Genomic DNA, 23313 nt, shown 5'->3' with positions numbered 1-23313 from the left:
TCGTCGACCCACGCCCCCGCGCGCAGCACGCGCACCGGCACGAGGTCGTCGTCGACCACCAGCACGTCGGCGCGGCGCCCGGCCTCGAGCGCACCGACGTCGCGCCGGCCGAGCACCGTGGCCGGCGTCGTCGCGGCGGCGTGCACCGCGTGGACCAGCGGCACCCCGGCGGCGACGGTCGCGCGCACGACGTCGACGAGGTGCGCCGTCCCGCCGGCGATCGCGCCGCCCTCCGTGAGCCGCGCGACGCCGTCCGCGACGTCGACGTCGAGCGTGCCGAGGCGGTAGGCCCCGTCGGGCATCCCGGCGGCGGCCATCGCGTCCGTCACGAGGGCGATCGCGGTCGGCCCGACGAGGTCGAACACCGCGGCGACGGTCGCGCCGGCGAGGTGCGTGCCGTCCGCGACGAGCTCGACGACGGCGTCCCCGCGCGCGGCGGCGGCGAGGCACGCGGCGACAGGACCCGGGTCGCGGTGGTGCAGCGGGCGCATCCCGTTGAACAGGTGCGTCACGGTGGGCCGCCCCGAGCGGCTCGCGACCGCGCCGAGCGCCCGGACGGCCTGCGCGACGCCCTCGGTGGCGACCTCGGCGGACGCGTCGGTGTGCCCGACGGACGGGACGGCGCCGACCTCGGCGAGCGTCTCGACCACCCCGCCCTCCCCCAGGACGCCGGGGACCTCGGGGGCGACGGTCATGGTGAGCAGGTGCCCGCGGGCGACGCGCGCGACCTCCCGGACGAGCCGCGACCGCCCGTCGAGCATGAGCGCGGGGTCCTGCGCGCCGCAGCGGGCGCTCGACAGGAAGGGTCCCTCGAGGTGGATCCCGGCGATCTCCCCGGCGTCGGCGAGGTCCGCGAGCGTCGCGGTGCGCTCGAGGAGCGTGGCCTCGGCGGCGGTGACGAGGGACGCGACGAGCGTCGTGGTGCCGTGCCGCAGGTGCTCGCGCACGGCGGTGCGGGCCTCGTCGGGGGTCGTGGCGTCCGGGAAGCTCGCGCCGCCGCCGCCGTGGCAGTGCAGGTCGACGAGCCCGGGGAGCAGGGTGCGGGGCCGCTCGTCGCGCGGGGGGACGTCGATGCCGGCGGGGGCGGCGGACGCCGGCCCGACCCACGTGATCTGCTGGGCCTCGACCACGACGAGCGCGTCGTCGAGGACCTGCTCGGGGGTCACGGCACGGCCGCGGATGACGGTCGTGTGAAGCGCAGGTCTCGATGTGATCTCGGCCACTCGAAGATCTTGACACACCCTTGTTAGGAAGGTCTACTAACAAATGTGACGACGCGCACCCTCCGCCCGACGGACAAGGTCCTCCCGGAGCACGGACGCGCCCACAACCGGGCCATGCTGCTGCAGCACCTCTTCCACGAGGGCCCCGGTTCGCGGGCCGACCTGGCCCGGGCGACCGGCCTCACGCGCGTCACGGTCTCCGACCTCATCGCCTCCCTCATGGCGGAGAACCTCGTCGAGGAGCTCGGCCTGAGCCCCGAGGCCAAGGTCGGCAAGCCCGCGATCCTCGTCGGCCTGCGCACCGAGGCGTTCCAGATCGTCGCGCTCGACCTCACCGACGACGAGCACATGCACGGTGCCGTGCTCGACCTGTCCGGCACGCTCGTCGAGCGCCGCTCCGCCCCGGTCGCCGGGCGCACCGGACCCGCCGCCGTCGACGCGCTGCTCGCCTTCGCCCGCGAGCTCGCCGCGACCGCGACCTGCCCCGTGCTGGGCGTCGGCGTCGGCTCCCCCGGCGTCGTCGACGACGAGGGCGTCGTCCTCCAGGCACCCAACCGCGAGTGGTTCGACGTGCCGCTCGCCGCGACGCTCAGCGCCGGGCTCGGCCTGCCCGTGCACGTCGCGAACGACGCCAACGCCGCCGTCCTCGGCGAGTTCACCTACGGCGGCGCGTCGGGCGAGGGCCTGCTCGTGCTCACCGTCGGCCAGGGCGTCGGCGCGGGCATCGTGCTCGACGGCGCCCTCGTCCAGGGCCACCGGCACGCCGCCGGCGAGCTCGGCCACGTCACCGTCGTCGACGACCGCGACGACCACGACACCGCTCCCCTCGGCCGCGCCGCGCACTGCGCGTGCGGACGCCGGGGCTGCCTCGAGACCGTGCTGTCGGTGCCGGCCCTGCGCCGGCGCGTCGCGGATCTCGACCCCGAAGCCACCGACGCCGCCCTGGCGTCGGTCGGCCGGCGCCTGGGCATCGCCCTCGCACCGGTCGTGAGTGCGCTGAACCTCTCCGAGGTGGTTCTCAGCGGCCCCCCCGAGCTCCTGGACGGCCCCTTGCGCGACTGCGCGCTGGCGACCCTGCAGGAGCGCACCATCCCGGTCATCAGCAGCGACCTCCAGCTGCGGATGACCCCGCTAGGCGAGGACGGCACCCTCCTCGGGGCCGCCGTCCTCGTGCTGTCGGGACAGCTCGGGTTCAGCTGACGAACCCGAGCTGCCCGCCCTGCAGTCGAGAGCTACCGACCAGCGAGAGCAACCGGCAAGACGGTGCGGCCACGCCAATGACCCGCACCGCCGTGACACGACATGGGAAGGAACCCCCACCGTGAGGATTCTACGTAGTGCAGCGTTCGCGACCGTGGGACTGCTCGCGCTCGCCGCGTGCAGCTCCGGCGCCGGCGACGACGCCGAGACCGACGCCACCGCACCCGAGGGCGGCGCGGAGATCCGCCTGTGGCTCAACGGGACCGACACGTCCGACGAGCTGCGCGAGTACCTGATCACGACGTTCGCCGAGGAGAACCCCGGCTCGACGCTCGTGATCGAGGAGCAGGACTGGAACGGGCTCGTCCCGCGCCTCCAGACGGCCCTGACCTCGGCCGACCAGACCCCCGACGTCGTCGAGATCGGCAACACCCAGACGCCGACGTTCGCGTACGCCGGGGCGTTCAGCGACGTGAGCGACCTCTACGAGGAGGTCGGCGGCGAGAAGCTGCTCCAGGGCTTCGTCGACGCGGGCAAGGTCGACGACACCGTCTACGCGCTCCCGTACTACTCGGGCGCCCGCGCGGTGTTCTACCGCAAGGACCTGTTCGCGGCGGCCGGGGTGTCCGTGCCCACGACGCTCGCCGAGTTCAACGACGCCGCGGTCAAGCTCCAGGCCGCCAACCCGGCCGGGACGCCCAACTTCTCGGGGCTCTGGCTCCCGGGCCAGGACTGGTACAACGGCACCGCCTGGATCTACACCCACGGGGGTGAGCTCGCGGTCAAGGACGGCGACGAGTGGGCCGGCGCGCTGTCGAGCCCCGAGTCGCAGGAGGCCCTCGCCGAGGTCCAGACGCTGTTCCAGACCGGGACGAGCGCCCCGAAGGACGCCGACTCCAACGAGCCGTGGGTCCCGTTCAACAACGGCGAGGCCGCGATGTTCTCGGCCCCGACGTGGGCGCGGTGGAGCATCGACCTGCCCGAGTGCAACAAGGGCGTCGACCCCGAGGACGAGTCCGCGGAGGCCAAGGCCCTGCTCACCGAGCAGCAGAAGTGCAACGAGGAGAAGACCGGCGTCTTCGCGCTCCCCGGCACCGAGGCGGGCACCCCCGCGACGGTCTTCGCCGGCGGCTCGAACCTCGCGATCCCCGCGAAGTCCGAGAACCAGGAGCTCGCGCAGAACCTGCTGAAGATCATCTTCAGCGAGGAGTTCCAGGTCATGCTCGGCTCCAACGGGCTCATCCCGGGCAACTCGGAGTACGCCTCGTCGCTCGGTGACGACGTGTACGCCTCGGCCGCGCTCGACGCCGCGCTGGGCGCCAAGCTCACGCCGGCCGCCGAGAAGTGGGCGGACGTCGAGGGCGCGCGCATCCTGGAGGACTTCTTCCAGCAGGTCGCGAGCGGTGCGGACCTCAAGACCGCCGCCGCCGAGGCCGACCAGCTCCTGGCCGACACGCTCAACTGACCCGGCGGGAACTCACCCGGGGGCATCGCGCGCCACGTGCGCCGGTGCCCCCGGGCTCCCCGCCCGACCCCCTGGAGCACCCATGTCCGGCCCCCGTCTCGGCCGAGCGGTCGCCCCCGCCGCACCTCCCCCGCCCGGCGTCGTGCCGGCCCCGGGCCTCACCCCTCCCGACCTGCCGCCCGCCGACCTGCCGCCCGCGGCCGCCGGCACCCGGCCCCCCGTCGTCCCGCGCCGGCGCCCGCTGCGCACCCGCCTCGGCGCCTACCTGCTGCTGGTCCCCGCGACCGCCGCGGTCGCCGTCGGCCTCGGCTACCCGCTCGTCCGCCAGCTCGTCCTGTCCTTCCAGGAGTACGGCCTGGCCCAGCAGTTCGGCCGGCCCGCGGAGTGGGTGGGCCTCGCGAACTACACCGAGCTGCTCTCCGACCCCTACGTGTGGGGCGTCATCGGCCGCTCGATCGCGTTCTGCCTCGTCAACGCCGCGCTCACGATGGTGATCGGGATGGCGCTCGCGGTGCTCATGGCCAAGGTCGGCCGCGCCGCCCGCATCACGCTCCAGGTCGGGATGCTGCTCGCGTGGGGCACCCCGGTGCTCGCCACGATGACGGTGTGGCAGTGGCTGTTCGACTCGCAGTACGGCGTCATCAACTGGCTGCTCGCCGAGCCGCTCGGGCTCGACGGCTGGCGCTACCACTCGTGGCTGATCGAGCCGCTGTCCTTCTACGCCGTCGCGACGGTCATCGTCGTGTGGATGAGCGTGCCGTTCGTCGTCTTCACGGTCTACGCGGGCCTGCTCCAGGTCCCGACCGAGACGATGGAGGCCGCGCAGCTCGACGGCGCGAACGGCTGGGACCGGTTCCGGCTCATCACGATCCCGATGGTCAAGCCCGTGCTCTTCGTCGTCGCGCTGCTCCAGGTCATCTGGGACCTGCGCGTGTTCACCCAGGTCTACGTGCTGCAGCGCGCGGGCGCCCCCACGCGGGACACGCACCTGCTGGGCACCTACATCTACTCGCTCTCCAAGGAGTTCTCGATGGCCGGAGCGATGGCCACGATCATGCTGGTCCTGACCCTCGCCCTGACCGCCTTCTACATCCGCCGGATGCTGCGCGAGGAGGAGCTGTGAGGGCCGCCGTCGGGCGCTGGTCGCTCGGGACGGTCGCCGTCCTCGTCGCACTCGTCTGGGTCTTCCCGATCTACTGGATGATCTCGAGCTCCTTCCTCCCGTCGAACCAGCTGCAGACGCCCACGCCGACGTTCTTCCCGACCGGCGGCACGCTCGCGAACTTCCGGGCCGTGTTCCGCGACCCGACGTTCTTCGAGTCGTTCCGGACGTCGCTCGCCGTGACCGCCGTGACGCTCGTCGCCGCGATCCTGTTCGCGTTCGTCGCGGCGCTCGCCGTGTCCCGGTTCCGGTTCCGCGGGCGCAAGTCGTTCATCGTCGCGATCCTGGTCGTGCAGATGATCCCCGCCGAGGGGCTGTTCATCTCGCAGTACCAGATGCTCGACAGCTGGGGCCTGGTCAACGCCGTGCTCGGGCTGACGATCGTGTACGTCGCGGCGATCCTGCCGTTCACGATCTGGATGCTGCGCGGCTTCGTGACTGGCGTGCCCATCGAGCTCGAGGAGGCCGGCATGGTCGACGGGCTCTCGCGCACCGGCGCGTTCTTCAAGATCACCTTCCCGCTGCTCGCCCCCGGGCTCGTCGCGTCGGGCGTCTACGGGTTCCTGCAGGCGTGGAACGAGTACACCCTGGCCCTGGTCGTCATGACCGAGCCGTCGCGCCGCACGCTGCCGCTGTGGCTGCAGGGCCTCGTCGAGGCGAACCGCGCGACCGACTGGGGCGTCGTCATGGCGGGCTCCACGCTCATCGCGGTGCCGGTGATCCTGTTCTTCCTGTTCGTGCAGAACAAGATGACGAGCGGGCTCGTCGCGGGGGCGGTGAAGGGGTGAGTCCAGCGACGGACGGGGGCGTCACTGTGCAGGTCGAGGGGCAGGTCACGGATGCGGTAGGACAGGTCGGGGGCCAGGGGGACGTGGGCACGCAGGTGGACGGGCGGGCCGGCGCGGGCCCCGGAGCGGTCGGCGCGTCGCGGACCGGGCGCACGGCCCTCGGTGGTCACGCTCCCGTGCCGGACGGCGGCCCGGTCGCCGACTGGTCGGTCGGGCTCGACATCGGCGGGACGAAGGTGCTCGGGGTGCTGCTCGCCAGCACGCCCGGCGCCGCCCCGGTGGTGCACGGCAGCGTGCGCGTGCCGACCCGGCGCGGCCACGCCGGCGTCGTGGCGTCGGCCGCCGAGGCGGTCGAGGCGCTGTGCGCGCAGGCGGGGCTCACGGTCGACGACCTCACCGGCGTCGGTGCGGGCGTCCCGGGCGTCGTCGAGCCGCTCACGGGCGCCGTCTCGCACGCGGTGAACCTCGGCATCGACGGCACGGACGTGCCGCTCGGGGAGCTCCTGCGCGAGCGGCTCGGTGGCGTGCCGGTCGGCGTCGAGAACGACCTCAACGCCGCCGCGCTCGGCGCCGCGGAGCTCCTCGGCCTCGGGGGCGACCTCGCGTACCTCGCGCTCGGCACCGGCGTGGCCGCGGGCCTGCTGCTCGACGGGCGGCTGCGGCGCGGGCACCTCGGTGCGGCCGGCGAGATCGGGCACGTGCCCTACGTCGTCGACGGCCCCGCCTGCCCGTGCGGCCAGCGCGGGTGCCTCGAGCTGTACGCGTCGGGCTCCGCGATCGACGCCGCGTGGCCGAGCCGCACCGGGCGCCCGGCACCGGCGGAGGTCTTCGAGGCCGCGGCCGCCGGTGACCGGGAGGCGCTCGCCGTCCAGGGCCGGTTCGTCGACGCGGTCGCCGCCGCGGTGCGCATGCTCGTCCTCACGTGCGACGTCGAGCACGTGGTGCTCGGCGGCGGGGTCGCGGAGGTCGGTGCGCCGCTGCTCGAGGAGGTCGCGGCCGCCGTGCGCCGCCAGGCCGAGGGCTCCGCGTTCCTGCGCAGCCTGCATGTCGCCGAGCGGCTCAGCCTCGTGCCGCGCGAGCTCCAGGTCGCGGCGGTCGGTGCGGCGCTCGCCGCGCGGCGCAGCCCCGTGTCCCCCGTCGCCCCCGAGAACCAGGCGGTCCGCTGATGGAAGTCGTCATCCACCCCTCGACCGAGCACCTCGCGGCGCTCGCGGCCGGCGCGATCGACGCGCTGCTGCGCCGGACCCCCGACGCGGTGCTCGGCCTGGCGACCGGGTCCAGCCCGCTCAAGGTGTACGACGAGCTCGCGCGCCGGCACTCCGAGGAGGGCCTCTCGTTCGCCGCGGCGCGTGCGTTCATGCTCGACGAGTACGTCGGGCTGCCCCTCGACCACCCCGAGCGGTACCGCAACGTGATCGAGCGCGACCTCGTGGGCCGCGTCGACCTCGACCCGGCGGCGGTGCAGAGCCTCGACGGGCTCGCGGAGGACCTCCCGGCGGCGTGCGCGGCGTACGAGCAGGCCATCGCGGACGCGGGCGGGGTCGACGTGCAGGTCCTCGGGCTCGGCACCGACGGGCACGTCGCGTTCAACGAGCCCGGCTCGTCGCTCGCGTCCCGGACGCGGATCAAGACGCTCACGCAGCAGACGCGGCTCGACAACGCGCGGTTCTTCGGCGACGACGTCGAGGCGGTGCCGCGCCACGTGCTCACGCAGGGGCTCGGGACGGTCATGGCCGCGAAGCACCTCGTCGTCCTGGCGCACGGGCACCGCAAGGCCCAGGCCGTGCACCACCTCGTCGAGGGTCCGGTGACGGCGATGTGGCCCGCGAGCGTCCTGCAGCTCCACCCGCACGTCACGGTGCTCGTCGACGACGCGGCCGCGGGCCGGCTCCAGCTCGGCGAGTACTACCGGCAGACGTGGGCGCAGAAGCCGGAGTGGCAGGGGATCTGACCCACGCAGGCCGACGGGCCCGGTGCACGCCGCGAGGCGGTGCGCCGGGCCCGTCGTCGTGCGGGGCGGCCGCGGCGGTCGGCCACGGCACGCGGACCGCGGGCGGGCGTCGTGCCGCGCGGGCGCCGGGCTGCCCGGTCGCCGCCGGTCGGCCGCCGGGCGGATCAGGCCTTGTGGCAGGTGATCCTGATGTAGATCGGCCACGTGTGGTCGTAGGTCACGGCCCCGTCGTCCCAGTTGACGTCGAACGCGACCGACCCGGTGTACTCCCACGACTGGAGCCGCTGCGTGCCCTGGACCGTCTGGCCGGGCTCGATGCGGTTCGGCAGGCCGACGAGCGCGCGGCCCGCCGGGTACGCGCGCACGTTGCCGATCGTGCCGGCGACGTCGCGGTGGTTCGTGACCTCCCACGTGACGACCCACTCCCCCACGGTGGAGTCGCACACGCAGGTGCCGCGGATGTCGGCGCTGAGGCCGGACGACGCCTGGGCCGGGGCGAGGCCCAGGCCGAGGAGCACGAAGGTCGCCGCCAGGCCGGCAAGGGCGCGGCGGGCGTACGACGGGACACGGTTCATGACGGTTCTCCCCCAGGTGACGACGTCACCTCGGGTGCGGGTGCCGGACCCGGCCACGACCGCCCCCGAGGTCGTGAGAGCGCTCTCGCGCCACCGGAATCGTATCTATCGGACATCTGCGGGCGTCAAGGACGAAGGTCCCGGAACCGTGTGAACATCGCGTGACGTCCGCCTGCCGTCGGGCGCCGTCCCGCAGGCGCACGAGGGGCTCCGCGACACCGCGGCGGCAGGCCGGCGCTCGTGGTGGGTGACCGGCCCGGGCGCGGGTCGGCCCCGGTGACGCGAGGTCACCGGGGCCGACCGTGCCGGGCTCGCCGGGCGCCGCGCCCGACGGGACGGCCGGATCAGTACGGGCAGGTGCTGCGGTACTCGGAGATGGCCGTGCCGCTGGGCGGCGGGCAGAGGAACTGCGCGTACCGCTCGTCGTCGTCCACGAAGCGCTTGAGCCACGAGATGCTCTGCCGCGCGATCGTCGTGTTCGAGGTGTTGGGCGCGAAGTGGCTCGCGCCGCGCAGCTCGAGGTAGGCCTTGTCGAGGGTCCCTGGCAGGTTCTCGTAGAACGGCTCCGCGTGCGTCGTCACCGAGGCGACCGAGTCGTTCTGCGCGCCGATGATCAGCGTCGGGGTCTGCACCTCGGGCCACGTCTTGTCGGTGTTCCACGGCGTCATCGGGATCGCCGCCTGGAGGGCCGGGTTGTCCTTCGCGGCCTCCAGCGCACCGCCCCCGCCCATGCTGTGGCCCATGACCGCGAGCCGGCTCGCGTCGATGCGGCTGCGGACGCTGCTGCTGCCGGTGAGGTACGCGAGCGCCGCCCGGAGCTGGTCTCCGCGCGACGACGGCTGGTCGTAGCGGGAGTTCGTGTCGATGGTGATGACGACGAAGCCCTGCGAGGCGAGCCGCGGCCCGAGCCACGAGATGCTCGACTGCGCGGCCGTGTACCCGGGCGAGATCGCGACGGCGCCGAACGTGCCCTCGGCCGTCGACGTCGGGTACGTGATCGTGCCGCCGCCGAAGCCGCTCGCGGCTAACCGGGACACGGTCGTCTGCGCGACGGCGAACGGCCCGCGGGCCGCCTCGATCGAGGCGACGGTCGGCGCGGGACCCCGCTCGTACGGGCTCGCGGCGACCGTGACGGGCGGCACGGCGGCCGGGGCGTCGACGGTGAGCTGCGGCTCGGTCGCCGCGTGCGCGTCGATGGCCTGCTGGCTCACCACCGGCGGCGTCTCGACGGTGGCAGGGTCGCCGGCCGCGGCGGAGGCGGACGGGGCGAGCGTGCCTGCCGCGAGGGCGAGGCCGAGGGTGGCGACGAGCGGCACCCGGCGGCCGGACGCGACGCTGCGCCCGGGTCGTGCGAGGAGTCGGTTCACTGCGGAGCCCTTCAGGACGGCTGCGGGGCTGAGGGGTACCCCGGTGCGGTGGTGGCGCACCGCCTCATCGTGACTCGCCGGAGGGCCTTCGCGGTAGCCGTACCAACCGGTCGGTATGCGGACATCTCGGGCGGCGGACCGGCGAAAGTGCCCGGAAAGCGTCACCCGTGACCCCGATCGACGGTGCGGGAGGGCCGTCGCCCGAGCACCGGGCGGCCGTGCACCGGCCGTCGCACGAGCACCGGCCGGGCGTGCACCGGCCGTCGCACGAGCACCGGGCGGGCAGGCACCGGCCGCCGCGCCGGGAGACCCTTGGTGCCCGCGCACCGCTGCGACGCCCGCACCGCGCGCGGGCCCCGCCGGTTCTGCACGCGGCGTCCAGCACACGCCGAGACGCCTCGGACCCGGCCCGCGCGCCTGCGCCTAGTCTGGGCGCACTGCGGTTCGCGTGCGGCAGCCGCGCGGGTCGCTCACCACGGCGGGCGCGCCCGGGCGCTCCCAGAACCGAGGCACCATGAGCGCAGCTCGACGTCCGGCGAGCGACCCCGTCGCCCCCGCCGCGCCGTCCGGCGCGCAGCTCCCCGACCGCCGCCGCGAGCGCACCACGCTCTCGAGCGGGCTCGACCGGCTCGCCGACCTCGCAGCCCGCCTGCTGCACGCACCGTCCGCGCAGGTCTCGCTGCTCACGCACGAGCAGCTCGTCGCCGCCGGCTCGGGCCTGCCGCCGGGCGTCGTCGGCAGCACCGGCCCGCTCGAGGACTCGCTGTGCACGGTGACCGTCGAGCACGGGGCGCCGCTCGTCGTCGCGGACGCGAGCACCGACGACCGCGTCCGCCACCTCCCTCCGGTGCGCGCGGGCGAGGTCGGCGCGTACCTCGGGATCCCGCTCGAGAGCGACGACGGCCACCTCGTCGGGGCGCTGTGCGTCTTCGGGCCCGGGGCGCGCGCGTGGACCGCGACCGACGTCGCGGTGCTCACCGAGGTCGCCCGCACCGCGTCGAGCGAGCTCGAGCTCTCCGCGGTCTCGGCCGACCTCGAGCGGGACCGCATGCGGTGGGAGCTCGCCGTCAGCGCCGGCGGCGTCGGCAGCTTCGACTGGGACCTGCGCACCGGCACGCTCGTCTGGGACGACCGGCTGCTCGAGATCTTCGGCTACACCCGCGAGGAGTTCGGGCGCACCATCGGGGCGTTCAACGCCCGGCTGCACCCCGACGACGTCGCGCGCGTCGGGCGGGCGCTCGACGAGGCGATCGCCACGTGCTCGACGTACGAGGCGGAGTACCGCGTCGTGCTTCCCGGGCAGGTCACCCGCTGGGTCCAGGCGCGCGGGACCGCCGTCGCCGGGCCGGACGGGACCGCGGTGCGCGTGCTCGGCGTCGCGTACGACACGACGGAGAACCGGGACTCCGACGCCCGCCTCACGCGCGTCCTCGAGACCATGTCGGCGGCCTTCTACTCGCTCGACGCGCAGTGGCGCTTCACCTACGTCAACGCCGAGGCGGAGCGCCTGCTCGGACGGCGCCGCGAGGAGCTCCTCGGCGGCGACATCTGGGAGCTCTTCCCGGCGGCGGTCGGGTCGCCGTTCGAGACGCACTACCGCGACGTCGTCCGGACCGGCCACCCGCAGGAGTTCGAGGCGTACTACCCCGCACCGCTCGACGGCTGGTACGAGCTGCGCGCGTGGCCCACCGCGGACGGGCTGTCCGTCTACTTCCTCGACATCACGGAGCGGCGGAACGCCCGGCAGGCCGCCGAGGCCGCGCTCGCGAGCGCCGACCGCGCCACCCGCCGCCTCGAGCTGCTCGCGCGCGCGAGCCAGGACCTGGGCGCGACGCTCGACATCGACGAGGCCCTCGCGAGCGTCGGGCGGCACGTGGTCCCGGCGCTGGCCGACTGGTGCATCATCACGCGCGTCGAGGAGCACGGTCTGCGCGACGTCGGCACGTGGCACGTCGACCCCGCGATGCGGGCGACCCTCGAGCGCTACGCCGCGATCCGCCTCGAGACGCTCGACCTCACGTCGTCGTTCGTCGCGCAGGCGATCAGCACCGGCGAGCCGTCGCTCGTCCTCTCGCCGGCCGCCGAGTCGATGGCGCAGTACCTGGGCTCCCCCGAGGCGCGCGCGCTGATCCGGGAGCTCGCCCCCGACACCGGGGCGGTGCTGCCGCTGCGGGCCCGGGGCCGCACGAGCGCGCTCATCACGCTGTGCCGCGGCGCCGGCCGGCCCCGGCTCGGCGGCACCGACCTGCTCGCGGCGCTCGAGCTCGCCGAGCGCGCCGGGCTGGCCGTGGACAACGCGCGGCTGTACAGCGAGCAGCACACCATCGCCGAGGGCCTGCAGCGCAGCCTGCTCGCGCCGCCCGTCCAGCCCGAGCACGTGCAGGTCGTCGTCCGCTACCAGCCGGCGGCCGAGGCCGCGGAGGTCGGCGGCGACTGGTACGACGCGTTCCGGCAGCCCGACGGCTCGACCGTGCTCGTCATCGGCGACGTCATGGGCCACGACATCACGGCCGCCGCGGACATGAGCCAGGTGCGCTCGCTGCTGCGGGGCATCGCGTACGCGACGGGCGGGACGCCGGCCGCGATCCTCGGCACGCTCGACGCCGCGATGCAGGGGCTGGGCGTGGGGACGACCGCGACCGCCGTGGTCGCCCGTGTCGAGCAGCCGGGGCCGGGCGGGGGTCCGCACGTCCTGCGCTGGTCGAACGCCGGCCACCCGGCGCCGGTGGTCCTGCGCCCCGACGGCACGGCCCACCTGCTCGACGCGCGGACCAACGACCTGCTGCTGGGGATGTCCTCGTCGTGGCCCCGCACGGACCAGGAGCTCGCGCTCGAGCCCGGAGCGACGGTGCTGCTGTACACGGACGGGCTCGTCGAGCGCCGCGACCGGTCGGTGCGGGCGGGCATGACGCTCCTGCTGGAGGTCGTCGCCGAGCTCGCGGGACAGGACCTCGACGGGCTCGTCGACGGCGTGCTCGAGCGGCTCTCGCGCGGTCGGCACGAGGACGACGTCGCGCTCGTCGCGGTCCGGCTCGACACGGACGAGCGGCCCGGCGTCGCGGTGCCGCGGTAGGTGAAACTTCACCCACTCGGCGCGATCGTGCCCGGGGACGCATGGTGGTCACTACCGACGTGAACGAGGTGGCTCGATGCACGTCCCCGCACTGCTCAGCTCTGCCCGGCTCGGCCGCCAGTGGAGCGTCCGGCTCGCGCGCTCCTACGGCGCGTCCGAGCCGACCCTCCACGTCGTCGAGCTCCTCACGAGCGAGGTCGTCACCAACGCCGTGAAGTACGGGCGGGTGAGGGACGCGATCGACCTGGACATGGCGTGCACGCCCCAGGAGCTCACCGTGTCCGTGACCGACGGCAACCCCTGCCCGCCCGTGGTGCTCGACGTCGACATGGAGCGCACCGGCGGGCAGGGGATGCGCGTCGTCGAGCGCCTCGCGCGCAGCTGGGGCTGGCTGCCCACGCGCGACGGCAAGCGCGTGTGGTTCACGGTGCCGCTGGCCTGACGGCCCGGCTCGACCCGGGCGGCGGCGGACGGCCGCGTCCGGCACGGGCGGCGGTGCGACGGGCGGCGGTGGCGCGCGCGGCACGGGAGGATGGGGCGGGTGCCCCGCCTGCTCGTCGACCTGACCCCGCTGCGCGTCAGCGTCCCGTACCGCCGGATGTGGCTGGGCACGTCGCTCTCCGCGGTCGGCACCGGCCTGACGACGACGGCCGTCGGGCTCCAGGTCTGGGACCTGACGCGGTCGAACCTGAGCGTGGGTCTCGTCGGGCTCGCGGGCTTCGTCCCGCTCGTGCTGCTCGGCCTGTACGGCGGCGCGCTCATCGACGCGTACGACCGGCGTCGCGTGATCCTCGCGACGTCGACCGGGCTCTGGCTCGTCGCCGCCGGCTTCGCGGTGCAGGCGTGGCTCGGGCTCGACGACGTGCGCGTGCTCTACGTGCTCGTCGCGCTGCAGAACGGCCTGTTCGCGATCAACTCCCCCGCACGGTCGGCGATCGTCCCGCGCCTCGTCGGCACCCGGCTGCTGGCCGCCGCCAACGCGCTCTCGGGGTTGTCCTTCGGGATCAGCATGGCGATCGGGCCGCTGCTCGCCGGGCTGCTCGTCGGGCGCGCCGGGTACGGCTGGGCGTACACCGTCGAGGTCGTGCTGCTCGTCGGTGCCGTCGTCTCGCTCGTCGCTCTCCCCCCGCTGCCGCCCGAGGGACAGGTGCGCCGCGCGGGGCTGGCCTCCGTCGCCGAGGGCCTGCGGTTCCTCGCCACGAGACCCAACATCCGCGCGACGTTCGCGATCGACCTGACCGCGATGGTCCTCGCGATGCCGCGCGTGCTCTTCCCGGCGATCGGCACGACGGTGCTCGGGGGCGGCGCCACGACCGCCGGCATCCTGCTCGCCGGCGTCGCCACCGGCTCGGCGCTCGCCGGGCTGCTGTCGGGGCCGATCGGGCGCGTGCACCGGCAGGGGTACGCCGTGGTCGTGGCGGTGCTCGGGTGGGGCACGGCGGTCGCGGCGTTCGGCGTCGTGGTCGAGCTCGCCCCCGGGCCGGGCCCCGGCGGTGCGGCGACGTGGGTGCTGTGGCCGGCGACGGCGTGCATGGTGCTCGCGGGCGCCGCCGACTCGATCAGCAGCATCTTCCGCTCGACGATCCTGCAGGCGGCGACCCCGGACGCGATGCGCGGGCGGCTGCAGGGCGTGTTCATCGTCGTGGTCGCGGGCGGCCCCCGCCTCGGGGACCTCGTGCTCGGCGGGACGGCGGACATGACCGGCGTCGGGTGGGCCGCGGTGCTCGGCGGGCTCGCGTGCGTCGTCGGCGTGCTGCTGTTCACGTGGCGGCACCCGGGCTTCCGGCGGTACGACGCGCGGCACCCGGTGGCGTGACGGGCAACCTCGCTGTCGTAGACGCGATGTAGACCGGCCGGCATGGCCGAGACGACGACCGTGCCCGTACGCGCGAGCACCCGCGACGAGCTGAACGCGGCCTGCGCCGAGCGCGGCGTGCCGGTCGAGGCGGTGATCCGGGACGGCATCGCTCTGCTGCGCCGCGAGCAGTGGCGCCGGCAGGCCGAGATCGACGCCCGCGCCGCAGCCGCCGACCCGCAGGCCCGCCTCGGTGACCTCGTCGGGTTCCTCCCGCTCGCGGACATGCAGCGGATCGACGACGCGCTGACCGGGCTGCTGGACCTCCCCTGACGCCGCACGACGCCGATGCGGTAGCATATTCGCTACCACGACGAACGGGGGCAGATGACCGCCGCAGCCACCCTCCTGCGCGCAGGACGTGCCGCGCGACGCCTCAGCCAACGCCAGCTCGCGGTTGCAGCGAGCACCGACCGGCCCGCGATCATCGCCATCGAGAAAGGCACCCGTGACCCGTCGGTCGGCGTGCTGGACCGCCTGCTCGCCGGGACCGGTCACCGCCTCATCAGCGTGCCGACACTCGCCGCCCCCGTGGCGGTGTTCGCGGACGAGATCGCGCGACGCCTCGGGACCGACGACTCGGACGGTGCGTTCCGAGCCTTTCTCCAGCTCCATGACACGCTGCGCTCCCAGGACGCGGGCGTACGGGTCGCTCTGTGCCTCACGGAACCCGCGTCGACCGGGACCGCGCCGTTCGACGCCCTGATCGCCGGTCTCGTGGAGCACCTGCTGACCGCCGACGGCCTTCCCGTCCCGGCCTGGGTCGACGCGCCGTCACGCTTCCTCGGGTCCGACTGGTTCGTGGACGACTCGGCGTACGGACGCGCCCACGACAGGGACACCGCTCCCGCGGCTTTCGCCCGGCGCCGCGTCTACCTGGCACCCACTGAGCTGGCGTCCGCATGACGCAGCTCTGCGACCGCGAGGCGATCCTCGACGCACTCACCGACCTCGCCGCGCGGCTGGCTGACGGCGACGTCACCACGCGGATCTGCGTGGTGGGCGGCGCCGCTCTCGCGATCTCCCGGTTCGGGAACCGTGAGTCGACGACGGATATCGACGTGGCCACGGCCAGCAGGACGAGGTCATGGCTCACGTGCATGCAGTCGCGGAGACGCGCGCCTGGCCGGTCGAGTGGGTCAACAACGCAGTCGTGCAGTTCTGGCCGTTCTCAGGCGAGCCCCGGTGGACGCCGGTCGTCAGTCGAGCTGCCGTGGAGATCCTCGTCGCGCCGGCCGACATGCTGCTCGCGATGAAGCTGAACGTCGGCCGCGGCCGTCGTGACAGCGGCGACATCGCTCACCTGCTCACGGTGTGTCGCATCTCGACCGTCGAGGAGGCCGAGGACGTCTTCCGGCAGTACTACCCGGGTGAGGAGATGAAGGACCGGGCGCATGCCCAGATCATGGCGGCGTTGCCCTCCTGAACGCGGGCCGCGGGCCGCGTACCGCGGCTCAGTCCTCCGCGGGCAGCGGGAGCGACCGGACGCTGCGGAACTCGCGGCGCCGACCGTCGACCGGGTCGGTGAACGCCACCTCTGCGGCGAGGAGCTGGAGCGGGTGGCGGAAGTCGTCGACCGGGACGTCGCGCACGACGGGGTAGAGCGGGTCACCGACGATGGGGATGCCGAGCCCGGCCAGGTGCAGCCGCAGCTGATGCGTCCGGCCCGTGCGCGGGGTCAGCCGGTAGACGGCGAACCGGTCGCCTGCGCCCGCCTCGCCGACCCTCGCGGGGCCGCTGACCTCCGCCGCGTCGACCTCCCGCTCGACCTCCACCAGCGTCTCCGCGTTGACCGGCGCACCCGGCACCACCTCGGCGCACCACGTGCCGCGCTCCTTGTGGATGTGGTTCCGCACGACCACGGGCAGCTCGAGGTCGGCACGCAGCGGCGCGAGCGCCCGGTACGTCTTGCCGACCGCGCGCCGCTCGAACGCCGACTGGTAGGCACCGCGCCACCGCTGCTCGGTCGCGAGCATCAGCAGCCCGGACGTCACCCGGTCGAGCCGGTGCAGCGGCGACAGCTCGGGCAGCCCCAGCTCGGCGCGCAGCCGGACGACGACGCTCTGCATGACGTGCCCGCCGCGCGGGATCGTCGAGAGGAACGGCGGCTTGTCGACGACGACGAGCCGCTCGTCCCGGTGCACGACGTGGATCGTCCCCGGCACCACCGGCTCGTCGCGCAGGTCGCGGTGGAACCACACGTACCGCGCCGGGGCGTACGGCTCGTCGTCGCGCAGGGCGCGGCCGTCCTCGTCGACGAACCGCTCCTGCGCGAGCATCCCCGGGACGTCGACGTGCTCGGGCAGCCGGTGACGGAGCCAGGCGCCCATCGTCGGCCAGGGGTCCGGCGTCGCGCGGTGGCGGTCCGGGGTGCGCAGGCGGGCTGCGTCGAGGCCGTGGCGTGCCGGGAGCGGCGAGCGGGGAGGCACCGGGCGATCGTACGAGGCGGGCCGGCGCCGAGGCCCGCGCTCACCTCGTCAGCGTGCGCGCCGAGGCCCTCCGACGACCCGCACCAGAACGGCCGGTGGCGTCACGCGCCCTCGGCACGCCCCTCGCGCCAGTACCCCATGAACGCCACCGACCGGCGGTCGACGCCGCGCTCGGCGACGAGGTGGCGGCGGAGCGTCTTGATCGCGCCGGCCTCCCCGGCGAGCCACGCGTACAGCTCGGTCGAGCGGGTGAGGGGCTCGCCGTCGGGGTCGACGGGGACCTCCCACAGGATCTGCGCGTCGACGTCGACGTCCTCGATCGACCCGGCGACGGACGCCGCCCCGCCGACCGGGGCGTCGAGCAGCCGGCCGGCCGCGGCCTGGACCGCGGGGACGAGCGCGGACCCGTGCGGGGCGCCCTCGCGGGCGAGCCACGTGACGCGCACGCCCGCGGGGGCGCGCAGCGGGAGGACGTCGGCGGCGTGCGGGATCTCGAGGACGGCCTCGCCGCGCGCGTCGGCGGGCAGCGACGCGAGGATGCCGCGGATCGCGGGGACGGCGGTCTCGTCGCCCGCCAGCAGCAGAGCGAGCGCGTGCTCCGGCGGCGCCCACTCGATGCCGCCGTGCGGGCCGGGGTGGCGGGCGTCGGGGCCGCACACGCCGAGCGTGTCGCCGACCCGGGCGCTGCCGGCCCAGCGGGACGCCGGGCCGAGGTCCCCGTGCAGGACGACGTCGACGTCGATCTCACGGAGGTCCTGCCGGACGTTCGCGATCGTGTACGTGCGGATGACCGGGCGCACGGCGTCGGGCGCCTCGCGCCACGAGGTGAACCAGTCGAGCCCACCCTCGCCGGCGAGGAGCGTGTCGAGCGCGGCGCCGCAGTCGGCGGCCGTCGTGCCGTCCTCGCCGGGCGTGCGGGCGAGGATCAGCTTGATGCGCTGGTCGCGGCCGTTGTCCGCGAAGACGTCGAGGTCGTCGCCCGTGAACGTGATGCGGCGGAAGCTCGGCGTGAGGTCCTCGATGCGCGTGACGCGCACGGCGAAGGCCCGGAAGGGTGCGATGGTCGGGGCCACCAGCAGCTCGGTCACATGCACTCCTGATCGACGGGCCTCACGGCCGGAGGTGCCCAGAAGGTTAGGCAACCCTCCGCGAGGTATGGCTACCCTAACCCGGCATTCCCGGGCTGCGGAGTGGCGTCCGTCACACGGACGCCGGGACGGGTCCTCACGCCCGCGTGCGCCACAGGAGCAGCACGAAGTACGGCGTCCCGATCAGCGCGGTCACGAGCCCCGCGGGGACCTGCGCAGGCGCGATGAGCGTGCGCCCGAGCACGTCGGCCACCCCGACGAGCGCCGCGCCGAGCAGCAGCGCGACCGGCACGACCCTCGTGTGCCGGGCACCGACGAGGGCCCGGGCGGCGTGGGGCGCGACGAGGCCGACGAAGCCGACGACCCCGATCGCCGAGACCGCGGAGCCGGCGAGCAGCACCGACGCGAGCAGCAGCACGAGCCGGGTCCGCTCGAGCGGGACGCCCAGCACGCGCGGCACGTCCTCGTCGAGGGCGAGGAGGTCGAGGTCGCGGCGGGCCCGCACCACGAACGGCGTGACCAGCAGCAGCATCACGAGCACGGGGAACGACTGCGCGAACGAGCGCCCGTACGTCGACCCCGACATCCAGGTGAGCGCGAGCGTCGAGTCCCAGGGGCTCGACGTCACGACGATGATCGTCACGAGCGCCGTCGTGCCCGCGCTCACGCCGACGCCGATGAGCACGAGCCGGTCGGAGCTGAGCCCGCGGCGGTACGCGAGGCCGTAGACGAGCGCGAACGCGACGAGCGCCCCCAGCCCGCCCGCGCCGGTGACGGCCCAGATGCTCACGCCGGGGACGAGGACGAGCAGCGTGATGGCGCCGACGCCCGCGCCGCCGGTCACGCCGAGCAGCCCGGGCTCGGCGAGCGGGTTGCGGCACACCGCCTGCACGGTCGTGCCGGCCAGCCCCAGCGCGGCACCCGCGACGAGCGAGGCGAGCACCCGCGGCGCGCGCTGGTCGAGCACCGCGGTCACGCCCGGCCCGCTGCGGCCGGACAGCCAGTTCGCGACGTCCCCCGTGAGCAGCAGCGTGTCGCCGAGCAGCAGGCCGCCGACCACCGTCGCGACGACCAGCGCGGCGAGCACCGCCGTGACGACGAGGAAGCGGCGGCGCGACGCCGGCCCGCGCCCACGGCTCGTGCTCGGCGCGGAGACCGGCGAGCTGTCGCGGATGCGGCGGGCGAGGGCCACGAGGACGACGGCGCCGAAGACGCTCGTCACGACGCCCGTGGGCACGGCGACGCCGTCGGTCCCGGGGAGCCACGTGCGCAGCAGGATGTCGGCGGCGAGCACCACGACGCAGCCGGCGAGCGCCGCGAGGGGCAGCAGGAGCCGGTGGCGGTGCAGGCCCGGGGCGAGCGGCGCGACGAGCCGCGCGATCGCGGGCGCGCACAGGCCGACGAAGCCGATGGGCCCGGCGACGGTGACGGCGATCGCGGCGAGCAGGACCGCGACGAGCACCGCCTCGACGCGCGTGCGGCGCACGTCGAGACCCAGGACCGTCGCGGTGTCGTCACCGAGCGCGAGCAGGTCCAGGCGGCGGGCACGCACGACGGCGAACACCGCGACGAGCAGCACCGCGGGCGCGGCCTGCACGACCTTCTCGGGGCCGGACTGCACGATCGAGCCGCTGCCCCAGGCGAACAGGCCGATGGTCTCCTGCTCGAAGAGCAGCAGCAGGAGCGACGTCAGCGCGGACAGCGCGAGCATCACCGCGGACCCCGCGAGGACGAGCCGCGTCGGCCCCGAGGCACCGCCGCGGCTCAGCAGCAGCACGAGCGCGGCCGCGCCGAGCCCGCCGAGGAACGCGACCGCACCCGTCGCCGCGAACGGCAGCGTGAGCCCCGTGACGGCGGCGACGGTCACGAGCAGGTAGGAGCCCGCGTTGACCGCGAGCGTGTCCGGCGACGCGAGGGGGTTGCGCGCGACGGACTGCAGCATCGCGCCCGAGACGCCGAGCGCGACGCCCACGAGCAGCGCCGAGAGGACACGGGGCAGACGCGAGGCGACGAGCACCGCGGCGGTCTGCTCCGCCTCGCCGCCCGCTCCCCCGGTCAGCAGCCCGAGCAGGTCGCCCGCGCCGATCCCCGACGTGCCGAGCGTCAGGTCGACGAGGCCGAGGACGACGACGAGCGTGACACCGGCCGCCAGCACCGCCGCGACGCGCAGGGCCGGGACGGCGCCGAGCGGCGCGCGTCCGGGCGGTGCCGCCGGGGACTCGGGGGCGTCAGGGGTCGAGCCGGGCGCGTCGGCGCGCGCGGCCCCTCCCCCTGCCGGTGTCACGCTCGCGGTGGTCATGCCGCCGTCAGCGCCTCGACGGTCGCCTCGATCCACGCCTGGGCGGCCGCGGGGCCACCGAACTGCCAGATCCCGTCGGGCAGGCGGTGCACGTTGCCGGCGGCGACGAACGGCAGGCCGGTCCAGATCGGGTTGGTCGCGAGAGCCTCACCGAACGGGTCGGCCTCGCTCGCGCTCGCGAGGTAGAGGAACGGTGCGTCGCTGAGCTGCGTGAGGCCCTCGACGTCGGTCACCGCGAGGCCGTAGTCGGGGTCGCCCTCACCCTCCCAGGCGTTGACGAGGCCGATCTCCTGGCCGAGCGCGCCGAGGAACGCGCCCTCGGTGAACATGCGCACGGAGACGGTGCCGTCCGCGACCCAGCCGTCGGCCATCGTGAAGGACGAGCCCTCGAGCCCGGCCTCGGCGAGCGCGGCCTTGCCCTCCTCGACCGCCGCGTCGTACTCCGCGAGCACGTCGGCGGCCTCGTCGGACCGCCCGGTCGCCTCGCCGAGCACCTCGATCGTGCGGCGCATGTGGCCGATCGGGTCGCTCGCGTCCGAGCCGCGCAGCGCGATCACGGGGACGGTCTCCTCGATCTGCGCGATGACGTTCTCGGGCAGGTCGGTCGTGGTGACGACGAGGTCGGCGCCCAGACCGGCGATCGCGTCGAGGCTCGGCTCGCCGCGCGTGCCGACGTCGGTCACGTCGCCCTCGAGCGGGACGATCTGGTCCCACGTGTTGTAGCCCTCGACGTCCGCGGCGCCGACCGGCGTGACGCCGAGCGACAGCAGGTTCTCGGTGAGACCCCACTCGAGCGAGACGACCTTCTCGGCGGGCGCGTCGAGCTCGACCTCGCCGCGGTCGTCGGTCACGGTGACCGGACCGGCGTCGGACGAGGCCGTGGTCTCCTCGGCGTCGGCGGGCGCCTCGGTGCTGCCGCACGCGGTCAGCAGGAGCGCGGTGGCCGCCGTCAGGGCGAGCGCGGGCAGGGGGGAGCGCAGGGATCGCATGGGTTCCTCGGGGTGGGGGTGGTCGTGCGGGGGTCTTCGGGGTGGTGCCGGGCGGTGCCGGGTCGTCAGTTGGCGACCGCGAGCTCCGGGGTGCGGGCGCGCGCGCGGGTCGTGTGGCGGCCGACGGGGTGCGTCGTGAGGCGGCCCGTGACCGGGTCGTGCACGACGTCGACGCGCAGCCCGTAGGTCTCGCTGAGCGCCGGGGAGGTCAGGACGTCGACAGGCTCGCCCGCGCCGACGACCTCGCCCGACCGCAGCAGGACGACGTGGTCCGCGACGGCGGCGGCCTGCTCGAGGTCGTGCAGCACGACGCCGACGGCGACGCCGTGGTCGTCGGCCAGGTCGCGCACGAGGTCGAGGATCTCGACCTGGTAGCGCAGGTCGAGGTGGTTCGTGGGCTCGTCGAGCAGCAGCACGCGGGTGTCCTGCGCGAGGCACGTCGCGAGCCACACGCGCTGGAGCTCGCCGCCCGAGAGCTCGTCGGCGCCGCGGTCGGCCATCGCCGTCGTGCCCGTGACCTCCATCGCCCAGGCGACCGCGCGGGGGCCGTCGGGGTCCTGCGTGCGCCAGCGGCCGCGGTGCGGGTGGCGGCCGTAGCCGACGACGTCGCGCACGCACACGCCGCTCGGCGTCGGGCGGTGCTGGGAAAGCAGGGTCACGCGGCGCGCGAAGTCCTGCGCGGAGAGCGCGAGCGCGTCGGCGCAGTCGGTGAGCGTGACCTGGCCGGCGTCGGGGCGGTGCAGGCGCGCGAGCGAGCGCAGCAGCGTGGACTTGCCCGAGCCGTTGGGCCCGACGAGCGCGGTCACCTCGCCCGCGTGCAGGCGCAGCGAGGCCTCCTGCACGACGGTGCGGCCGTGGTAGCCGAGGCGGAGCGCGGTGCCCTGGAGCGCGGGCGCGAGGTCGTCGGTGGTCACGAGCGTGAGGTTAGCCTGTCCTTACCCGGAAACGAAAGTCCGTCTCGCGGACGAGCCCGGCCTAGGGTCGAGGCATGCTCCCGCACGCTCCCGGCCGCCCGACGACCCGCCTCCGCACCGCTCCCGAAGGCCGACGGACGGAGGTGCGGGCGCGTCTCGGGGCACCGCTCGAAGCGCGGTCCGCTGCGCTCGTGGCCGTGCTCGTCGGGCTCGGTCTGGCGCTCCTCGGCGCCGGTCCCGCGGCGGCCCACAACACGCTCGTCTCGTCCGACCCGGCGGACGGCTCGACCGCCGCGACCGCCCCGGCCCAGGTCACGCTCACGTTCAACGAGCCGGCGGTCGCACTGGGCACCGTCGTGGAGGTCCGCGCGCCCGACGGGCGGGTCGTGTCGAGCGGCGAGGCGGTCCTGACCGACGCGAGCGTGGCGCAGGGCCTGAGCGGCGAGCTGCCCGCCGGGGACTACTCGGTGCTGTGGCGCGTCACGTCCGCCGACGGGCACCCCATCGAGGGGCAGCTGACGTTCACGGCGCAGGGCCCGACGACGGTCGGCGACGAGCCCGCGGCGGCCGACCCCGCTGCGACCCCGACCGCCGAGACGCCGACGGCGACCCCGACGACGACGCCCACGGCGCCCGAGGCGACCGAGTCCGCCGAACCGGCCGAGCGGGACCCCGCGGCCGAGGCCTCGGCGACGAACGTGCTGCTCGCCGGGACGGTCGCGGCCCTCGCCGCGCTCGGCGTCGTCGTCGCGGTCCTCATCCGCCGCCGCCCGCTCAGCCACCACGGCGGTGCGGGCGGACCGGCAGTGGCCGGCGCACCCCGGGCCGGGGAGCCCGACGGGCCCACGGGTGGGTCCGGTGGCGCGGGGCCCGACGGGTCCGACGGGTCCACCGGGACGCGCGACGGGTCCACCGGCGGCTGATCGGGCGAACCG

General features: G+C 75.1%; 21 protein-coding genes. 13 read left to right on the top strand and 8 right to left on the bottom strand.

Features of this window, described 5'->3' with window-relative positions:
- On the bottom strand, positions 1-1223 hold a 1223-nt coding region (locus AB6N24_RS12425; protein WP_412869711.1), incomplete at its 3' end, for an N-acetylglucosamine-6-phosphate deacetylase.
- Between the two features lie 114 nt (positions 1224-1337).
- Here AB6N24_RS12425 and AB6N24_RS12420 point away from each other — a divergent pair.
- The 6 genes from AB6N24_RS12420 to nagB all read left to right on the top strand — a co-directional run bounded on the left by AB6N24_RS12420 (position 1338) and on the right by nagB (position 7789).
- A complete protein-coding gene (locus tag AB6N24_RS12420; RefSeq protein WP_412869712.1) occupies positions 1338-2423 on the top strand; it encodes an ROK family transcriptional regulator in 1086 nt (361 codons plus the stop codon).
- A 121-nt stretch (positions 2424-2544) separates the two neighbouring features.
- Positions 2545-3888: an extracellular solute-binding protein gene (locus tag AB6N24_RS12415; protein WP_412869710.1), complete on the top strand. Its 1344-nt coding sequence runs from the start codon at positions 2545-2547 to the stop codon at positions 3886-3888.
- An 82-nt stretch (positions 3889-3970) separates the two neighbouring features.
- On the top strand, positions 3971-5011 hold the full coding sequence (locus AB6N24_RS12410) for a carbohydrate ABC transporter permease (RefSeq protein WP_412869709.1): 1041 nt from the start codon (positions 3971-3973) through the stop codon (positions 5009-5011).
- Entirely contained in the window at positions 5008-5838 is an 831-nt protein-coding gene (locus AB6N24_RS12405) for a carbohydrate ABC transporter permease (protein WP_412869708.1), read from the top strand. The genes AB6N24_RS12410 and AB6N24_RS12405 overlap by 4 nt, the downstream gene beginning before the upstream one ends.
- Positions 5839-5921: 83 nt before the next feature.
- Positions 5922-7004 (top strand): ROK family protein, encoded by a 1083-nt coding sequence (locus tag AB6N24_RS12400; RefSeq protein ID WP_412869707.1) that lies wholly within the window; start codon positions 5922-5924, stop codon positions 7002-7004.
- A complete protein-coding gene (gene nagB / locus AB6N24_RS12395; RefSeq protein ID WP_412869706.1) occupies positions 7004-7789 on the top strand; it encodes a glucosamine-6-phosphate deaminase in 786 nt (261 codons plus the stop codon). Before AB6N24_RS12400 ends, nagB begins: the two co-directional genes overlap by 1 nt.
- A 164-nt stretch (positions 7790-7953) precedes the next feature.
- Here the strand turns inward: nagB and AB6N24_RS12390 are convergent, their stop codons facing one another.
- Together AB6N24_RS12390 and AB6N24_RS12385 are read right to left on the bottom strand one after the other, a co-directional pair.
- Positions 7954-8364, bottom strand: coding sequence for a hypothetical protein (locus tag AB6N24_RS12390; RefSeq protein WP_412869705.1), 411 nt, complete (start codon positions 8362-8364; stop codon positions 7954-7956).
- Positions 8365-8708: 344 nt separating this feature from the next.
- Positions 8709-9731: an alpha/beta hydrolase family protein gene (locus tag AB6N24_RS12385; RefSeq protein WP_412869704.1), complete on the bottom strand. Its 1023-nt coding sequence runs from the start codon at positions 9729-9731 to the stop codon at positions 8709-8711.
- 514 nt (positions 9732-10245) lie between these two features.
- Here AB6N24_RS12385 and AB6N24_RS12380 point away from each other — a divergent pair.
- The 6 genes from AB6N24_RS12380 to AB6N24_RS12355 all read left to right on the top strand — a co-directional run bounded on the left by AB6N24_RS12380 (position 10246) and on the right by AB6N24_RS12355 (position 16085).
- Positions 10246-12804 (top strand): SpoIIE family protein phosphatase, encoded by a 2559-nt coding sequence (locus AB6N24_RS12380; RefSeq protein WP_412869703.1) that lies wholly within the window; start codon positions 10246-10248, stop codon positions 12802-12804.
- Between the two features lie 76 nt (positions 12805-12880).
- Positions 12881-13246: an ATP-binding protein gene (locus AB6N24_RS12375; RefSeq protein ID WP_412869702.1), complete on the top strand. Its 366-nt coding sequence runs from the start codon at positions 12881-12883 to the stop codon at positions 13244-13246.
- A gap of 99 nt (positions 13247-13345) precedes the next feature.
- Positions 13346-14620 carry an MFS transporter gene (locus AB6N24_RS12370; RefSeq protein WP_412869701.1) on the top strand — a complete coding sequence of 425 codons (1275 nt, stop codon included), beginning with the start codon at positions 13346-13348 and terminating at the stop codon, positions 14618-14620.
- Between the two features lie 42 nt (positions 14621-14662).
- Complete coding sequence (locus AB6N24_RS12365; protein WP_412869700.1) at positions 14663-14932, top strand: hypothetical protein; 270 nt, start codon at positions 14663-14665, stop codon at positions 14930-14932.
- A 54-nt stretch (positions 14933-14986) separates the two neighbouring features.
- Positions 14987-15565: a helix-turn-helix transcriptional regulator gene (locus tag AB6N24_RS12360; protein WP_412869699.1), complete on the top strand. Its 579-nt coding sequence runs from the start codon at positions 14987-14989 to the stop codon at positions 15563-15565.
- 181 nt (positions 15566-15746) lie between these two features.
- Positions 15747-16085, top strand: a complete 339-nt coding sequence (locus tag AB6N24_RS12355) for a hypothetical protein (RefSeq protein WP_412869698.1) — start codon at positions 15747-15749, stop codon at positions 16083-16085.
- A 28-nt stretch (positions 16086-16113) separates the two neighbouring features.
- Here AB6N24_RS12355 and AB6N24_RS12350 read toward each other — a convergent pair whose 3' ends face one another.
- From AB6N24_RS12350 to AB6N24_RS12330, 5 genes are all read right to left on the bottom strand, one after another.
- Positions 16114-17088, bottom strand: a complete 975-nt coding sequence (locus AB6N24_RS12350; protein WP_412869697.1) for a pseudouridine synthase — start codon at positions 17086-17088, stop codon at positions 16114-16116.
- Positions 17089-17189: 101 nt separating this feature from the next.
- A complete protein-coding gene (locus tag AB6N24_RS12345; RefSeq protein WP_412869696.1) occupies positions 17190-18176 on the bottom strand; it encodes a siderophore-interacting protein in 987 nt (328 codons plus the stop codon).
- Positions 18177-18312: 136 nt separating this feature from the next.
- Entirely contained in the window at positions 18313-20475 is a 2163-nt protein-coding gene (locus AB6N24_RS12340; protein ID WP_412869695.1) for an iron ABC transporter permease, read from the bottom strand.
- On the bottom strand, positions 20472-21464 hold the full coding sequence (locus AB6N24_RS12335) for an ABC transporter substrate-binding protein (protein ID WP_412869694.1): 993 nt from the start codon (positions 21462-21464) through the stop codon (positions 20472-20474). Before AB6N24_RS12335 ends, AB6N24_RS12340 begins: the two co-directional genes overlap by 4 nt.
- Positions 21465-21529: 65 nt before the next feature.
- Positions 21530-22378: an ABC transporter ATP-binding protein gene (locus tag AB6N24_RS12330; RefSeq protein WP_412869693.1), complete on the bottom strand. Its 849-nt coding sequence runs from the start codon at positions 22376-22378 to the stop codon at positions 21530-21532.
- Positions 22379-22569: 191 nt separating this feature from the next.
- Between AB6N24_RS12330 and AB6N24_RS12325 the strand changes: the two genes are divergently transcribed.
- Complete coding sequence (locus tag AB6N24_RS12325) at positions 22570-23301, top strand: copper resistance CopC family protein (protein ID WP_412869692.1); 732 nt, start codon at positions 22570-22572, stop codon at positions 23299-23301.
- The last annotated feature ends 12 nt before the right edge of the window (positions 23302-23313 follow it).

This window comes from Cellulomonas jepli (assembly GCF_047229345.1).
GTDB lineage: Bacteria > Actinomycetota > Actinomycetes > Actinomycetales > Cellulomonadaceae > Cellulomonas_A.
This window is presented reverse-complemented; position numbering and strand designations above follow the sequence as displayed.

Coding starts and splice junctions, on each gene's coding strand:
- AB6N24_RS12420 (WP_412869712.1), top strand. CDS start 1,338: ATGCTGCTGCAGCACCTCTTCCACGAGGGCCCCGGTTCGCGGGCCGAC.
- AB6N24_RS12410 (WP_412869709.1), top strand. CDS start 3,971: ATGTCCGGCCCCCGTCTCGGCCGAGCGGTCGCCCCCGCCGCACCTCCC.
- nagB (WP_412869706.1), top strand. CDS start 7,004: ATGGAAGTCGTCATCCACCCCTCGACCGAGCACCTCGCGGCGCTCGCG.
- AB6N24_RS12390 (WP_412869705.1), bottom strand. CDS start 8,364: ATGAACCGTGTCCCGTCGTACGCCCGCCGCGCCCTTGCCGGCCTGGCG.
- AB6N24_RS12380 (WP_412869703.1), top strand. CDS start 10,246: ATGAGCGCAGCTCGACGTCCGGCGAGCGACCCCGTCGCCCCCGCCGCG.
- AB6N24_RS12375 (WP_412869702.1), top strand. CDS start 12,881: ATGCACGTCCCCGCACTGCTCAGCTCTGCCCGGCTCGGCCGCCAGTGG.
- AB6N24_RS12365 (WP_412869700.1), top strand. CDS start 14,663: ATGGCCGAGACGACGACCGTGCCCGTACGCGCGAGCACCCGCGACGAG.
- AB6N24_RS12360 (WP_412869699.1), top strand. CDS start 14,987: ATGACCGCCGCAGCCACCCTCCTGCGCGCAGGACGTGCCGCGCGACGC.
- AB6N24_RS12355 (WP_412869698.1), top strand. CDS start 15,747: ATGGCTCACGTGCATGCAGTCGCGGAGACGCGCGCCTGGCCGGTCGAG.
- AB6N24_RS12340 (WP_412869695.1), bottom strand. CDS start 20,475: ATGACCACCGCGAGCGTGACACCGGCAGGGGGAGGGGCCGCGCGCGCC.
- AB6N24_RS12335 (WP_412869694.1), bottom strand. CDS start 21,464: ATGCGATCCCTGCGCTCCCCCCTGCCCGCGCTCGCCCTGACGGCGGCC.